This is a genomic window from Maritimibacter harenae (genome assembly GCF_009882975.1).
In the GTDB taxonomy this organism is placed as follows: Bacteria; Pseudomonadota; Alphaproteobacteria; order Rhodobacterales; family Rhodobacteraceae; genus Maritimibacter; species Maritimibacter harenae.
Genome location: NZ_WTUX01000019.1, coordinates 365,263 through 378,458, shown reverse-complemented (window position 1 = coordinate 378,458; position 13,196 = coordinate 365,263). Strand labels below are relative to the sequence as shown.

Genomic DNA, 13,196 nt, shown 5'->3' with positions numbered 1-13,196 from the left:
CATGAAGATTTTGTTTCTCGGTGACGTGATGGGCCGGGCCGGGCGCACGGCCGTCGCAGACCGCCTGCCCGCCCTGCGCAAGGAATGGTCGCTCGATTTCGTCGTGGTCAACGGCGAGAACGCGACGAACGGGGCCGGCCTGTCGGAGGCCCATGCCAAGCTTCTGTTCGAGGCGGGGGCCGACGTGGTCACGCTGGGCGATCACGCCTTCGACCAGAAGGAGATGCTGTCCTACTGCGAGGGCGAGACGCGGATCATCCGGCCGCTCAATTTCGCCAAGGACGCGCCGGGACGCGGGGCCCGGGTGTTCGAGGATCACCGGGGACGGCGGGTGCTGGTCGCGCAGGTGCTGGGCAACGTGTTCATGAAGCGCGCCTTCGAGGATCCGTTCGGCCATATCGAACGCGCGCTCAAGCCCTTCAACCTGGGCGGCGCGGTGCAGGCCACGCTGGTCGACGTGCATTGCGAGGCCACGTCCGAGAAGATGGCGATGGGCCATTTCCTGGACGGGCGCGCGAGCATCGTGGTGGGCACGCACACGCACGTGCCGACCGGGGACGCGATGATCCTGCCGGGCGGCACCGCCTATCTCACCGATGCGGGGATGTGCGGCGATTACCATTCGGTGATCGGCATGGAGAAGGCCGAGCCGCTGCGCCGCTTCGTCACCGGCATGGCCAAGGGGCGCTTCAACCCGGCCAACGAGAGCGCGACGCTGTCGGGCATCTACGTCGAGACCGACGACAAGACCGGGAAGGCCACCAGGATCGTGATGGTGCGAGATGGCGGAAAACTGCAGGCGTCGACCCCCTGAGCGCACAGGGCGCGCTTGCTCCAATCGGGCCATGCGGGCAGAATGACCCGGTCGAGATCGGGGTGAAATGAACCTTTTCCAACTTCCCCAGGGCGCGGAACCCGTCGTGGCGCTGATCGTGGTCGGCGTGATGTTCCTCCTGTTCCTGCGCGAGATCTTCCCGACCGAGGTGGTGGCGATCGGCGGGGTCGCGGTGATGCTGATCACCGGCATCCTGCCCTACCCCGACGCGCTGGCGGTGCTGTCGAACCCGGCGCCGTGGACCATCGCCTGCATGTTCATCATCATGGGGGCGCTGGTGCGCACCGGGGCGCTCGACTGGTTCACCAGTCTTGCCGAGGGACAGGCCGCGGCGCGTCCGGCGGTGGCCCTGGGCATCCTGATGCTTTTCGTGATCTTCGCCTCGGCCTTCGTCTCCAACACCCCGGTGGTCGTGGTCATGATCCCGGTCTTCACGCAGCTTGCGCGACGGCTGGACATCGCGGCCTCCAAGCTCCTGATCCCGCTGTCCTACGCCGCGATCATGGGGGGCACGCTGACGCTGATCGGGACCTCGACGAACCTGCTGGTCGACGGCGTGGCGCGATCGAACGGGCTGGAGCCCTTCTCGATCTTCGAGATCACGCCGCTCGGGCTGATCGTCGTGGCCTGGGGCATGGCCTATCTCTACGTGGTGGCGCCCCGGCTTCTGCCGGAGCGCTCCAGCATGGCGAGCCTGCTCACCGACCGGTCGCGCAAGAAGTTCTTCACCGAGGCTGTGATCCCGCCGGATTCGAACCTCGTCGGGCGCGAGGTGCTGGGGGTGCAACTCTTCAAGCGCGAGGGCGTGCGGCTGATCGACGTGGTGCGCGGCGACATATCGCTGCGGCGCAACCTCGAGGACGTGAAACTGCAGGTCGGCGACCGGGTGGTGCTCCGGACCCAGATGACCGAGCTTCTGTCGCTTCAGCGCAACAAGAGCTTAAAGCGCGTCGACCAGGTGTCGGCGGTCGAGACGACCACGGTGGAAGTGCTGATCTCGCCGGGCTGCAAGATGATCGGGCGCAAGCTGGGGCAGCTGCGGCTGAGGCGCCGCTACGGGGTCTATCCGCTGGCCGTGCACCGGCGGAACCAGAACATCGGCCAGCAGCTCGACAACATCACGGTGCGGGTGGGCGACACGCTGCTGCTCGAAGGCGCGCCGGAGGACATCCAGCGGCTCGCCTCCGACATGGACCTGGTGGACGTGACGAAGCCCTCGGGCCGGGCGTTCCGGCGGGGGCATGCGCCGATCGCGCTGTTGTCGCTCTTCGGCATCGTGGCGCTCGCGGGCCTGGGCGTGGCGCCGATCCTGGCGCTGGCCGTGGTCGCGGTGGCGGTGGTGTTCCTGACGCGCGCGGTGGACGCGGACGAGGCGTTCAGCCAGGTGGACGGGCGGCTCCTTGCGCTGATCTTCTCGATGCTGGCCATCGGCGCGGCGCTCGACGCCTCGGGCGCGGTGGAACTGATCGCGCGCGGGATCGCCCCCACGATCGAGACGCTGCCGCCCTTCCTGGTGATCTGGTCGATCTACCTGCTGACATCGGTGCTCACCGAGCTCGTGTCGAACAACGCGGTGGCGGTGGTCGTCACCCCGATCGCCATCGGGATCGGCACCGCGATCGGGGTCGATCCCCGACCCCTGGTGGTGGCGGTGATGATCGCGGCCTCGGCCAGTTTCTCGACCCCGATCGGCTACCAGACCAACACGCTGGTCTATGGCCCCGGGGGCTACAAGTTCACCGATTTCCTGAAGGTGGGCATTCCGCTCAACCTGTCGATCGGGCTCCTGACGAGCGCGCTGATTCCGCTGATCTGGCCGCTGTGAGGCGCGCGGGGGCTCTGCCCCCGCACCCCCGAAGTATTTTTCGGAACGATGAAGGGGATCAGGGGCGGTTGCGCCGTGTCGCGTGGCGGTGGGTGTAATCGTCCTGGCCCATGTGCATGCGGCCGGGGAGCGGGTAGTCGGGGTCGAAGGGGGCGCTTTCGCCGTAGCCGAACCAGCTGTCCTGCACGAAGGCGCGGCCGCGCATGTAAGGCCAGACCGCGCGGCGCAGGAAGAGCTGGTCGTCGACGCGCGAGTTGAGGACCTTTTCGCGCTCCCTGGCGAAGGCGAGGATGCGTTTGCCCATCGGTGGCAGGTTGCCGCGGTGGGCGCCCCAGAGGCCGGCCAGCACGAGTTCCGAATGGGTCGCGAAGTCGCGCATCACGTGGAAGGGCTGGCCGGAGGCGAGCCAGTCGCGCACCGCGACGCGTTCGCGGATCGAGGGCACGCTGTCGGCGTCGCGCACGACGTAGAGGTCGACCTCGGGGTCGTCTTCCACGAGGAAGCGCCAGAACAGGCCGAACCGGCGCGCGGGGAGCTTGGGGACCATGCGCAGCTGCGCGCCGTTGTCGCCGAGCGCGCGGCGGGTAGCGGCCGGCACGCTGTCGTCGATGTAGAAGCGCGGCGTCCAGCCCGGGTAGAGGTGGCGCGCGACGATGGCGTTGCGCTCGGCCCCCTCGAGGTAGCGCGGATCCGTGCCCCAGAGCGCGTAGGAGATTATGTTGCGCGTGGGCCGTTCGGGATCGAAGGGGCGCGTCACCGGGTCGGGGCGGTCGGAGATCACCGGGGCCTCGGCGTCCTTGAGTTCGAGCGCGCGGATCGACCAGCGCCGGTTTTCCTCCGCGTCGCCCCGGCGCCCGTGGAGCTCGGAGAGGTGGCTTGCGCGCTGGACCTCGGGGATCGGGGTGGCGGGATCGCGGGCGCGCGCGATGGCTTCGTCCACCCGGCCCGCGCGGGTCAGGGCCGAGATCAGGTTGGAGGCGTTCTCGCGCGTCGGGTCGCGGTCGAAGACGGCGCGGGTGAGGTCCACGGCGCGCGCCATGTCGCCGGTGTTGAAGGCATGCGCGCCCAGGATGCGCTGCGCGGGCAGGTAGTCGGGCGGCGCGGCCTCGAGCACGGCGACCTCGTCCGGGGCGAGGGTCAGGTCGCCCCGCTTCAGGATCGCGTCGACGAGGGCCGCGTGGTCCATCGCGCCCTCACATCGGCCAGAACACGAGGATGAGCGGGATCGACACCGACACGACGATCACCTCGAGCGGCAGACCCATGCGCCAGTAGTCGCCGAAGCGGTAGCCGCCCGGACCCAGGATCAGCGTGTTGTTCTTGTGGCCGATTGGCGTGAGGAAGGCGCAGGAGGCCGCGACGGCCACCGCCATCAGGAACGGGTCCGGGTTGCGCCCCAGCGTGTCGGCCATCTGGATGCCCACGGGTGCCGCGACGATCGCGGTGGCGGTGTTGTTGAGCACGTCCGAGAGCGTCATCGTCACAACCATCAGCAGCGTGAGCACCGCCCAGGCCGGAAGCCCTTGGGTGAGCGAGACGAGGCCGTTGGCGATGAGCTGGGTGCCGCCGGCCGACTCCAGCGCCGCGCCGAGCGGGATCATGGACCCCAGGAGCACCACGACCGGCCATTCGACGTGATCGTAGAGCTCGTTCAGTGGCACGATGCCGGTCAGGACGTAACCGATCACCACGGCGCCCAGGGCCACGGGCAGGTAGACCCAGCCGAGGCTCGCCGCCGCGACCGCCACGGCGAAAAGCCCGATCGCGAACCAGACCTTGCGCTCCAGCGTCACGGCGAGGCCGCGCTGCGCGATGGGCAGGCAGCCCAGCCATTCGGTCACGGCGTTCTCGGACCCGTTGGGGACGAGAAGCAGCAGGATGTCGCCCGGGCGCACCGGCGTGCGCGAGATCTTGGAGCGGAATTTCTTGCCCGACCGGCGGATGCCCAGCAGCACCGCGTGGCGGCGCCAGTTGAGCCCGATGGACTGCGCCGTCTTGCCCGCGATGCGGCTGTCGTCGGTGACCACCACCTCGATCTTGGACAGGCCCGCCCCGTCGGCGCGCAGCCGCTCCTCGCGCTTCGAATCGGCGAAGTTGAGCGACAGGGCCGCGCGGAATTCGTCGAGCGCGTCGGGCGTGGCCTCGATCACCAGGGTGTCCTCGGCCTCGATCTTCGTGGTGCGCTGGTTGCCGTACTTGCGCTTGCCGTCGCGCGCGAGCCCGACGATGAGCACGTCGTAGGCGTCGGCTTCGCCGTAGAGGTCCTCGACCCGCTGGCCGATGAGCTTGGAGTCCTCCGGCACGACGAGTTCGGCGGTGTATTCCGAGTAATCCTCCATCGGGTCGATCGCCGCGCCGCCCTGGGCCGCGTCGGGGATCAGTCGCCAGCCGACGAGGGCCACGAAGACGAGCCCCACGAGCGCGGTGAGCGCGCCGACCGGGGCGAAGTCGAACATGGCGAAGGACTGGCCCAGCGAATCCTCGCGGATCGAGGCGATGATGATGTTGGGCGGGGTGCCGATCAGCGTGGCCATGCCGCCCAGGATGGTGGCGAAGGAGAGCGGCATGAGGCTGAGGCCCGGGGCGCGGCCCGCCTTGCGCGCCGTCTGGATGTCGACGGGCATCAGGAGCGCGAGCGCGGCCACGTTGTTCATAAAGGCCGAGAGCACGCCGCCGATCGCCCCCATGATGGCGATGTGCGCGCCCAGCCGGCGGGTGCTGTCGACCAGCGTGCGCGTGATCAGGAACACCGCCCCCGAGCGCACGAGCCCGGCCGAGACGATGAGGACCAGCGCGACGATCAGGGTGGCGGAATGGCCGAAGCCCGAGAACACGTCCTCTTTCGGCACGACGCCGATGATGGCGCCGAGAATGAGGGCCCCGAAGGCCACGATGTCGTAGCGGAACTTGCCCCACAGGAGGAGGCCGAAGACGCCCACGAAGAGGGCGAAGAGGGTGATCTGTTCGAATGTCATGCCAAAGGCTTAGCGCCTCCGGCGGTCTGCGTCACGCCAGAAGCACGGGCACGAGCGAGGCGAGCAGAAGCGCCGCCATCGACCAGTTGAACACGCTCAGACGCCGCGCGCCGGTGAGCCAGCGCCGGATGTGCCCGCCGACGATGGTCCAGCAGGACACGGCCGGCAGGTTGACCGCGCCGAAGACCAGCGCGACCGAGATCACGGCGAGCAGGGTGCGCTCGGGCGCGTAGACGGCGATGGCGGTGAGCGCCATCGACCAGGCCTTCGGGTTCACCCACTGGAAGGCGGCGGCCTGGAGGAAGGTCATCGGGCGCGCGTTCGCCCCCGCGTCGCCCGGGGCGGCGGCATGGGCGATCTTCCAGGCGAGCCAGGCCATGTAGACGACCGCACCGACCTTGAGCGCCGTGTGCAGCGCCGGGACGAGGTCGAAGAGCGCCATGAGCCCCGCGCCCACGAGCGCGATCATCAGCGTGAAGCCGATCCCGATGCCCAGCATGTGCGGCACCGTGCGGCGGAAGCCGAAATTCGCCCCCGATGCCATGAGCATCAGGTTGTTGGGCCCCGGGGTGAGCGAGGAGACGGCGGCGAAGCCCGCGAGCGCGAGGACGAGATCAGTGGTCATGGCGCAATTATCGCCAGTTCCCGCGCCTCTTGGTTGCGAATTGCTGTGCATCGCGCGGATTCTCTGCAATGATCCGGACCCATGGACAGGATCGACCAGCGAATATTGCAGGAGCTCAGGCGCGACGGGCGCATCGCGAACACCCAGCTTGCCGACCGGGTGGGGCTGTCGCCCTCGGCCTGCCTGCGCCGGGTGCAGGCGCTGGAGGCGGCGGGCGTCATCACGGGCTACCGGGCCGTGACCGATCCGGCGAAGCTCGGGGCCGGGTTCGTGGCCTATCTCATGGTCGGGCTCGCCGATCATTCGAAGGCGGCGCAGGAACGGTTCGAGCGCGCGGCCTCGGCCTGCCGCGAGGTGGTGGAGTGCCACAACATCACGGGCACGTTCGAGTATCTCCTGCGCGTGGAGGCGGCCGATCTGGCCGCCTACAAGCGGGTGCACACGGACGTGGTCGGCGCCATCGAGGGCGTGCGGCAGATGTCGTCCTACGTGGTGGTGGGATCGCCCAAGGACGAACGCGGCTGAGGGGTGGCGCGCGCCGCCAGCGGGGCTCTGCCCCGCACCCCGAGGTATTTCGAAAACGAAGAAGGGGGACCGGCCCGCCCGAGTGCTCTTGCCCCGCCCCTGCCCGGTGCCATATAGAGGCGCGACGAAATTCTACCCTCGGAGGTTGCCATGGCTGGCCACTCAAAATGGGCGAACATCCAGCATCGCAAGGGGCGCCAGGATGCGGCGCGCTCGAAGCTTTTCTCGAAGCTCGCGAAGGAAATCACGGTCGCGGCGAAGATGGGCGACCCGGACCCGGACAAGAACCCGCGCCTGCGGCTTGCGGTGAAGGAAGCCAAGTCGAACTCGGTCCCCAAGGACGTGATCGACCGCGCGATCAAGAAATCGCAGGGCGGTGAAGGCGACGATTACGAGGAAATCCGCTACGAGGGCTACGGCCCCAACGGCGTGGCGGTGATCGTCGAGGCGATGACCGACAACCGCAACCGGACCGCGTCGACCGTGCGTTCGACCTTCTCGAAGAACGGCGGCAACCTGGGCGAGACCGGGTCGGTCGGCTTCATGTTCGAGCGCAAGGGCGAAGTGGTCTACCCGGCCAGCGTCGGTGACGCGGACACGGTGATGATGGCCGCGATCGAAGCGGGTGCCGAGGACGTGGAGAGCTCGGAGGACGGGCACGTGATCTACTGCGCCGACACCGACCTCAACGACGTGTCGAACGCGCTCGAGGCCGAGCTGGGCGAGAGCGAGTCGACCAAGCTGATCTGGAAGCCGACGACGACGACCGAAATGGATCTCGAGAACATGCAGAAGCTGATGAAGCTGATCGATGCGCTCGAGGACGACGACGACGTGCAGCGCGTCACGACCAACTTCGAAGCGTCGGACGAGGTGATGGAGCAGCTCTGAGGCACGGAGCCTTTTCGAACATTCGAACCGGCGCACGGGCCCTGTGCGCCGGTTTTTCTTTTACCGATCGCGTATCGGCCCCATTCTGGAGGAAACCGGAAAGGAGGCCGCGATGAGCTGGAACCCCGCGCTGACCCCGGGTCTGCCCGACCCCGCGATGCTCGATGCGATCGAGACGGTGATCGTGCCGCGCAGCCGCGACATCGGCGGCTTCGAGGTGCGCCGCGCCCTGCCTGCCGCCGGGCGGCGGATGGTGGGGCCTTTCGTCTTCTTCGACCAGGCGGGGCCGGCGGAGTTCGTGACCGGCCAGGGGCTCGACGTGCTGCCGCATCCGCATATCGGGCTGGGCACGGTGACCTACCTGTTCGACGGCGCCTTCGAACACCGCGACTCGCTCGGCACGCGGCAGCTGATCCGGCCGGGCGAGGTGAACTGGATGGTGGCCGGTGAAGGCGTGACCCATTCCGAGCGTACGCGGGCCGAGACGCGCAAGGGACCCTCGTCGCTCCTGGGCATCCAGACCTGGGTCGCCCTGCCGGAGGAAGAGGAAGATCGCCCCGCTTCGTTCGAGCATCACGGGAAAGCCGCGCTGCCGGTGCTGGAGGCCGAAGGCATCCGCCTGCGGCTCGTCATGGGACGGGGTTGGGGCGAACGGGCCCCGGTCACGACGTTCCACGACATGTTCTATGCCGACGTGGCGCTGGAGCCCGGGGCGCGCGCGCCCCTGCCGGACGATCACGAGGATCGCGGAGCCTACGTTCTGACCGGGGCGGTCGAGATCGCGGGCGAGCGGTTCGAGGCCGGACGCATGATGGTGTTCCGCCCCGGCGACGCGATGACGCTCACCGCCGGGCCCGAAGGGGCGCGGCTGGTGCTCCTGGGGGGCGAGACGCTCAACGGGCCGCGCCACATCTGGTGGAACTTCGTGTCGTCCTCGAAGGACAGGATCGAGGCCGCGAAATATGCCTGGGCGACCGGCGCCTGGGCCGAGGACCGGTTCCGCCTGCCGCCGGGCGACACGGAAGAGTTCGTCCCCCTGCCCTGACGGTCAGTGCAACCGGGACGGGGCGGGCGTGGCCGGGGTGACGGCGAGGCGCGCCAGCGCGACGCCCGCCTGTTCGGCGAACGCCACGAAGCCGCAGGCCAGGTCGGCGCGCACCAGCAGCGTGGCCATCAGCATCGCGTCGTCCCGGTCCCCGGCCGTCGCCGCCTCCACGATCCGGGCGAGGCAGGCCTCGTCCCCGCCCACGCAGCCGCAGGCGATGTCGTGGCGCATCAGGGGGCGGCGGCCGTAGGCGCGCATCATGTCGCACAGCCCGCCGATGGCGGCGAGCGCCGCGCGCCCGCCGTGGTCGCCCGCCTCCGCCTCGAAGGCGCGGCGTTCGGGCGTGTCGGGCCCGGCACACCACAGGCGCAGGCAGAGGACCGCACCCGCCTCGATCGCGCCCAGCTCGTCGAGCCGGGCGACGGCGGCGCCCCCGCGGGGGTTCATCGCGCCGTCCATCACTTCGTCAGGATCAGTTTTCCGGCGCGGGTGATGCGCAGCGTGTAGAGCGCGTCGCCCAGCATGATCTTGGCCGTGCGCCCGCCGAGGGTCAGTTCCTCGGCCCGGTGCAGCGGGCACGGCGTTTCGCGGGTCCGGTCGGCGGGCGCCATCGCGTTCATCGTGCATCCTCCCGCGGTTCGGTGATCCGGTCGAGCATCCACTCCACCCCGTAGCCCTGTCCGAGCCCCGCCTCCGAGAGCAGGTCGATGAGGTCGGAGCGGCCGGCCGAAGCCATGTCATCGCGGGCCGGCGCGCGGCCCTGGTCTTGCGCGTGTCTCATGTGTCACGTCCTCGAGCAGACCTCTGGCTGGTCCGGCGGGGCCGGCTGGCTTGAGGGGATTTTCTTAAAGCTGACAAAAACACTCAGATAAGTCAATGGCCCGGTTTCGCCTTTCCGCCTTGCACCTTGTCGCCCCGTCGGGTCACGTGTCGCCATGGCAGACACCGCGCCCTCCCCCGCATCGCGTCCCCTCGTCGGCATCTTCTGGATGGTGGTGACGGGGCTGCTCTTCGTCGGGTTCACCGCGGTGGTGAAGGCGACCGGCGGTCGGCTGCCGGCGGCCGAGTCGGCGTTCCTGCGCTACGCCCTGGGGCTCATCTTCTTCCTGCCGTTCCTGCCGCGCGTGCTGCGCATCCGGCTGGACGGAAAGACGCTGGGGCTGCTGGTGGTGCGCGGGGTGTTCCATACCGCCGGGGTTATCGCGTGGTTCTACGCGATGACGCAGATCCCGATCGCGGAGGTGACCGCGATCAACTACCTCAACCCCGTCTTCGTCACGCTGGGGGCCGCGCTGTTTCTGGGCGAGAAGCTGGCCTTTCGCCGTCTCATGGCGATCAGCGTGGCGCTTTTGGGCGCGCTGATCGTGCTGCGCCCGGGCGTGCGCGAGCTGTTGCCCGGCCATTTCGCGATGATCGGCACGGCGGTGTCCTTCGCGGTGGCCTATCTCATTCTCGGACCGATCGCGAAGCGGATCGAGCCCTTCGTGATCGTGGTGCTCCTGTCGGTGACGGTGACCATCGGGCTCACGCCCTTCGCGCTGGCCGTCTGGGTGCCGCCCACGCCGACCGAGGTGATGTGGCTCTTCGCCGTCGCGGGGCTGGCGACGGCCGGGCATTTCACCATGACGCTGGCCTTCGCGGCCGCGCCGCTCACGGTGACGCAGCCTGTGACGTTCCTGCAGCTCGTCTGGTCGGTCGCGCTGGGGGCCATCGTCTTCGGCGAAGGCGTCGACCCCTGGGTGATCGCGGGCGGCGGCATGATCATCACCGCGGTGAGCTTCATCACCTGGCGCGAACACAAACTGAAGCGCCGGGTGACGCCGGGGGCGAACGAGGCGAAGGGTTAGAGCATCCCCGGCACGACGAGGTCGGGCGGGCGGTGGCCGTCGTCGAAGGTCTTGATGTTGATCAGCACCTTCTCGCCCATCTCGATGCGGCCCTCGATCGTGGCCGAGCCCATGTGCGGCAGGAGCACCACGTTGGGCAGGTCGCGCAGGCGCGGGTTCACCTTGAAGCCGTGTTCGAAGACGTCGAGCCCGGCGCCCGCGATCTCGCCCGCGCGCAGCATGCGGGTCAGGGCGTTCTCGTCGATCACCTCGCCGCGCGAGGTGTTGATGATCACCGCCTCGGGTTTCATCAGCTTCAGCCGGCGGGCGTTCAGGAGGTGGAAGGTCGAGGGGGTGTGCGGGCAGTTGATCGACAGCACGTCGACACGCGCCACCATCTGGTCGAGGCTTTCCCAGTAGGTCGCCTCGTGCTCGGCCTCGATGTCCGGGTGGAGCGGTTTGCGGTTGTGGTAATGCACCTGCATGCCGAAGGCGTTGGCCCGGCGCGCGACCGCCTGCCCGATGCGCCCCATGCCCAGGATGCCCAGCCGCTTGCCCGCGATCCGGCCGCCCAGCATCGCGGTGGGCGACCAGCCGGTCCATTCGTCGGCGGCCATCTTGCGGATGCCTTCCGGCAGGCGCCGGCGCACCGCGATGATCAGCGCCATCGCCATGTCCGCGGTGTCGTCGGCGGACACCCCGGGGGTGTTGGACACGAGGATGCCGCGCTGGCGGGCGGTGGACACGTCGATGTGGTCGACCCCGGCGCCGTAGTTCGCGATCAGCTTCAGCTTGTCGCCCGCCTGGGCCAGGAGCCCCTGGTCGATCTGGTCGGTGAGCGTGGGCACCAGCACGTCGGCCCGGCGCATCGCGTCGGCCAGGGCATCCCGGCTCATCGGCGCATCGGTGTCGTTGAGTTCGACATCGAAGAGCTCGCGCATCCGCGCCTCGACCGGTTCCGGCAACCGTCGCGTAACGACAACACTCAAACGCCCTCGCGCCATTCACCGCCTCCCATGGCTTTCTTTCACGTCGCTCTGGTGGCATCCTGTCAGCGAACGCAAACAGGCACAAGCGCAGGTAATAAAATTGCGCGGCCAATAATCGACAACACGCGTTCACGGGCAGAGCAATGAACAAGGTAAGCGCAGTTCTGGCGTTGACGGCCCTCGTGGCGGGACTTCTGATTTCCGCGGCCGAGGCGCGTGCGGCCGAGCGCGGCCCCGTCACCAACCTGCCGATGCCCCGCTTCGTGTCGCTCAAGGCGGACAAGGCCAACGTGCGGCGCGGCCCCTCGCTCACCCACAAGATCGACTGGGTCTACACCCGCCGCGGCATGCCGCTCACCGTGACCGGCGAATTCGGCCATTGGCGCCGGGTGCAGGACCGCGACGGGGTCGGCGGCTGGGTCCATTATTCGCTGCTGTCCGGCGCGCGCACCGGCATCGTCGACCGCGACCTGACCCCCGTGCGGGCGCGCGCGGTGCCCGACGCGCAGGTCAAGGCGCGGCTGGAGGTCGGGGTGATCGTGCATCTCGACGAATGCGGGCCGGTCTGGTGCCGGGTGAAGGTCGCCGGCCACCGCGGCTGGGCCGAGAAGGCGGCCTTCTGGGGCGTGACGCCGGGCGAGGTCTTCGACTGACGGTCTTCCGATCCGCACGCCCCTGCGATAACAGGTGAGCGCGAAACCGAGAGCGCGCCATGTCCGATACCCGAAACATGAACATCACCGCCGCGATCGGCTCGGCCGTGGTCGCGGTCGTGCTCGTGGGCATGAAGCTCTGGGCGCTTGGGGAGACGCGGGCGCTTTCGGTCGCCGCGTCCCTGACCGACAGCGCGCTGGACGTGATGACCGCCTTCGCCGGGATCGCCGCCATCCTTTATGCCGCGCGGCCCGCCGACGAGGACCACGCCTTCGGCCACAGCTCGGCCGAGGACCTGGCCGCGCTCGCCCAGTCGCTGTTCATCCTCGTCTCTTCCGGCATCATCGCCTGGGCCGCCGTGACGCGCATGCTGGCCGGCGAGGCGATGCAGCTCGAGAACCAGGGGCGCGGGATCGTGGTGATGGTCGCCTCGATCGTGTTGAGCCTCGGGCTCGTGATCTGGCAACGGCGGGTGGCGCGCAGGACCGGCAACCGAGTGATCATGGCCAACAGCCTGAACCACCTGGGCGACGTGGTGCCGGCGATCGGGGCGATCGGGTCGCTCTGGGCCTCGGCCGCGTTCGACCTGCCGCAGATCGACAACATCGTCGCGATCGGGGCGGCGCTTCTCCTGGCGATGGGGGCCGTGAACATCTTCAAGGGGGCCTGGGACGCGCTGATGGACCGGGCCGCGGACCCGCAAACCATCGCGGGGATCGAGGAAATCGTGCGCGGGTTTCCGGGGGTGCACGGGTTTCACGACCTCAAGACCCGGACCGCCGGGTCGATGACCTTCGTGAACCTGCATATCGAGCTGGACGGGCAACAGACGCTGGACGAGGCACACGCGATCGGGGCGGCGCTCAGGCGCGCGATCCTGAAGGAGTTTCCCGAGACGGACGTGTTGATCCACAAGGACCCGGTCGGGGTCGAGCCGCATCCGGACGACCCCTCGCGGCGCTGAGGCGCGCGGCGCGCCGCGGGATTTCCGAGGGCTGTCGGAGAA

Annotated in this window: 15 protein-coding genes; 8 read left to right on the top strand and 7 right to left on the bottom strand. The window is 69.0% G+C overall.

All coding sequences use genetic code 11. The features are described 5' to 3' along the window. The first annotated feature begins 1 nt into the window (after nt 1). Nucleotides 2-814: a TIGR00282 family metallophosphoesterase gene (locus GQE99_RS16555; protein WP_161352740.1), complete on the top strand. Its 813-nt coding sequence runs from the start codon at nt 2-4 to the stop codon at nt 812-814. A 67-nt stretch (nt 815-881) separates the two neighbouring features. Next, nucleotides 882-2,660 (top strand): SLC13 family permease, encoded by a 1,779-nt coding sequence (locus GQE99_RS16550; protein ID WP_161352739.1) that lies wholly within the window; start codon nt 882-884, stop codon nt 2,658-2,660. Nucleotides 2,661-2,718: 58 nt separating this feature from the next. Here the strand turns inward: GQE99_RS16550 and GQE99_RS16545 are convergent, their stop codons facing one another. From GQE99_RS16545 to GQE99_RS16535, 3 genes are read right to left on the bottom strand one after another with little or no spacing between them, the layout of a single operon-like run. Beyond that, nucleotides 2,719-3,846: a tetratricopeptide repeat protein gene (locus tag GQE99_RS16545; protein WP_161352738.1), complete on the bottom strand. Its 1,128-nt coding sequence runs from the start codon at nt 3,844-3,846 to the stop codon at nt 2,719-2,721. 7 nt (nt 3,847-3,853) lie between these two features. Then, nucleotides 3,854-5,635, bottom strand: a complete 1,782-nt coding sequence (locus GQE99_RS16540) for an SLC13 family permease (protein WP_161352737.1) — start codon at nt 5,633-5,635, stop codon at nt 3,854-3,856. A 31-nt stretch (nt 5,636-5,666) separates the two neighbouring features. After that, complete coding sequence (locus GQE99_RS16535) at nt 5,667-6,260, bottom strand: LysE family translocator (protein ID WP_161352736.1); 594 nt, start codon at nt 6,258-6,260, stop codon at nt 5,667-5,669. Nucleotides 6,261-6,341: 81 nt separating this feature from the next. Here GQE99_RS16535 and GQE99_RS16530 point away from each other — a divergent pair, with 81 nt between their 5' ends. The 3 genes from GQE99_RS16530 to GQE99_RS16520 all read left to right on the top strand — a co-directional run bounded on the left by GQE99_RS16530 (nt 6,342) and on the right by GQE99_RS16520 (nt 8,721). After that, entirely contained in the window at nt 6,342-6,785 is a 444-nt protein-coding gene (locus tag GQE99_RS16530) for an Lrp/AsnC family transcriptional regulator (RefSeq protein WP_161352735.1), read from the top strand. A gap of 150 nt (nt 6,786-6,935) precedes the next feature. Continuing rightward, nucleotides 6,936-7,676, top strand: coding sequence for a YebC/PmpR family DNA-binding transcriptional regulator (locus GQE99_RS16525; RefSeq protein ID WP_161352734.1), 741 nt, complete (start codon nt 6,936-6,938; stop codon nt 7,674-7,676). A 112-nt stretch (nt 7,677-7,788) separates the two neighbouring features. Next, the gene (locus GQE99_RS16520) at nt 7,789-8,721 is read left to right on the top strand and encodes a pirin family protein (protein WP_161352733.1); all 933 of its coding nucleotides are present in this window, start codon (nt 7,789-7,791) and stop codon (nt 8,719-8,721) included. A 3-nt stretch (nt 8,722-8,724) separates the two neighbouring features. Here the strand turns inward: GQE99_RS16520 and GQE99_RS16515 are convergent, their stop codons facing one another. The 3 genes from GQE99_RS16515 to GQE99_RS16505 are packed head-to-tail and all read right to left on the bottom strand — an operon-like array spanning nt 8,725 to nt 9,502. Beyond that, on the bottom strand, nt 8,725-9,168 hold the full coding sequence (locus GQE99_RS16515; protein WP_161352732.1) for a hypothetical protein: 444 nt from the start codon (nt 9,166-9,168) through the stop codon (nt 8,725-8,727). An 11-nt stretch (nt 9,169-9,179) separates the two neighbouring features. After that, nucleotides 9,180-9,332, bottom strand: a complete 153-nt coding sequence (gene hemP, locus GQE99_RS16510) for a hemin uptake protein HemP (protein ID WP_407943802.1) — start codon at nt 9,330-9,332, stop codon at nt 9,180-9,182. 5 nt (nt 9,333-9,337) lie between these two features. Beyond that, entirely contained in the window at nt 9,338-9,502 is a 165-nt protein-coding gene (locus GQE99_RS16505) for a hypothetical protein (protein ID WP_161352730.1), read from the bottom strand. A gap of 154 nt (nt 9,503-9,656) precedes the next feature. Here GQE99_RS16505 and GQE99_RS16500 point away from each other — a divergent pair, with 154 nt between their 5' ends. After that, a complete protein-coding gene (locus GQE99_RS16500; protein ID WP_161352729.1) occupies nt 9,657-10,568 on the top strand; it encodes a DMT family transporter in 912 nt (303 codons plus the stop codon). Here the strand turns inward: GQE99_RS16500 and GQE99_RS16495 are convergent. Beyond that, the gene (locus tag GQE99_RS16495) at nt 10,565-11,551 is read right to left on the bottom strand and encodes a 2-hydroxyacid dehydrogenase (protein ID WP_161352728.1); all 987 of its coding nucleotides are present in this window, start codon (nt 11,549-11,551) and stop codon (nt 10,565-10,567) included. The genes GQE99_RS16500 and GQE99_RS16495 overlap by 4 nt on opposite strands. 128 nt (nt 11,552-11,679) lie before the next feature. Here GQE99_RS16495 and GQE99_RS16490 point away from each other — a divergent pair, with 128 nt between their 5' ends. Then, nucleotides 11,680-12,189, top strand: a complete 510-nt coding sequence (locus GQE99_RS16490) for an SH3 domain-containing protein (RefSeq protein ID WP_161352727.1) — start codon at nt 11,680-11,682, stop codon at nt 12,187-12,189. Nucleotides 12,190-12,248: 59 nt separating this feature from the next. Continuing rightward, on the top strand, nt 12,249-13,154 hold the full coding sequence (locus GQE99_RS16485) for a cation diffusion facilitator family transporter (protein WP_161352726.1): 906 nt from the start codon (nt 12,249-12,251) through the stop codon (nt 13,152-13,154). The last annotated feature ends 42 nt before the right edge of the window (nt 13,155-13,196 follow it).